The 1,473-nt window shown below is 56.0% G+C and carries 1 protein-coding gene and 1 pseudogene; both read right to left on the bottom strand.

Annotated elements, in window-relative coordinates:
* Positions 1-197 precede the first annotated feature (197 nt).
* Positions 198-620, bottom strand: a pseudogene (locus tag FSO04_RS45750) (transposase); the annotation flags it as partial.
* 112 nt (positions 621-732) lie between these two features.
* Positions 733-1,473, bottom strand: a 741-nt coding sequence (locus FSO04_RS45745) for a group II intron maturase-specific domain-containing protein (RefSeq protein WP_267905126.1), incomplete at its 5' end; no start/stop codon positions are given.

Genomic DNA, 1,473 nt, shown 5'->3' with positions numbered 1-1,473 from the left:
CCGGCTGCAAAGAGAAGTAGGCAAGAGAAAGCAGCTTAAACCGCTAAGGAAGGTCTGCACAACCCGTTTCCTGCACGTCGCGCGGTTTGCTGCCCGCGTTGTAGTGGCGGCGAAGATGCTGGGACCTCGATCACAGTTTTATTCGAACCGCGGCAACGTGCGTTTGCCGAAACTCATGGCGTCTGCGCCCGCATGTTTCACGCTTTGCGCAGTGCCTTACGCGTCATCCACAGATTGCCCAGCGCAAACAGCGTCGTGATCTGGGCAGTGTTCTTCATCAGGCCCCGGTATCGGGTCTTCGTATAGCCGAACTGTCGCTTGATGATCCGGAATGGATGCTCCACCTTGGCGCGGACGCCGGCCTTCAGGCGTTCGATCTGATCGTATATCGCGTCCAGACGATCACTCAGGTCCAGTTTTCTGCGCTTGCCTGGTCCCATTGCGACATGCCAGCGCACTGAATCGTCCACGCATCGCTTCTGAATGCCCTGATATCCGGCATCAGCGTACACATCCGCCTCTTCGCCGTGTAGCAACGCTTCGGCTGTATTGATGTCCTGAGCGTTGGCAGCTGTGCCGATGACCGTGTGAACCAGGCCAGATTCCGCGTCCACGCCGATGTCGGGTAGCGGCAGCGCATTGCTGCGCCACCGCCCCCTAAGAACCGGACGTGCGAGTCGCCCCGCATCCGGCTCAAGCCATTCGTCAGCCCCATCGGATGGGACCGGGCAATCAACCATCGGTCGCGGTTCGACGACGGGCAAAGTAGGACGACCACGCAAGGTCAAAGGGATTTGCCTGACCACGTATCTTCACGTGCCGAACAATTGGAATCATCGTGGCTCGGAACAGCCGAATTACTCCGCGGGCTTTGGTCCGCGCGGTAAACGCCCAAGTACGATGTCCCTCTACGTGGAAGTATTTGTGCTTCACCCAACCCGTGCCTTTCGTGGGATGCCGACGCATAGCCCATTTCCATAAGAGTTGCCAAATGTGAGCATCTATCGACGTAAAATGAGACTTGGAAACCACATGACGGTGGTACATGGCCCAACCTCGAATCACAGGGTTGAGTTGTAAAATCAGATTCGTCTGTGTGGCACTCGTGTTATTCCTCACGATTTCCCTAACCTTTTCCAAGAGTGCCTTCACACTCTTGTTGGCCGGCTTGATGAGCAGCTTACCGCCATATTTGCGTATATTCTGCCCGAGGAAATCGAACCCATCGGCAATGTGAGTGACTCTGGTTTTCTCTTCCGAGAGTTCCAGGCCCCGAACGGTCAGGAATTGCTTGATCGCAGGGAGTACGTTCTGTTCCAGAATCTCTTTCGATACCCCGGTTACAACGAAGTCGTCCGCATACCGATTGACGTTGACTTTGAACTTTCTGCGTGCGCGTTGCGTCGGCCCCACGCTGGCATCTACTGCTGCTTCGAGTCCGTCCAACGTCATGTTTGCGATGACGGGCGAGAT

This window comes from Paraburkholderia madseniana (assembly GCF_009690905.1).
In the GTDB taxonomy this organism is placed as follows: domain Bacteria; phylum Pseudomonadota; class Gammaproteobacteria; order Burkholderiales; family Burkholderiaceae; genus Paraburkholderia; species Paraburkholderia madseniana.
This window is presented reverse-complemented; position numbering and strand designations above follow the sequence as displayed.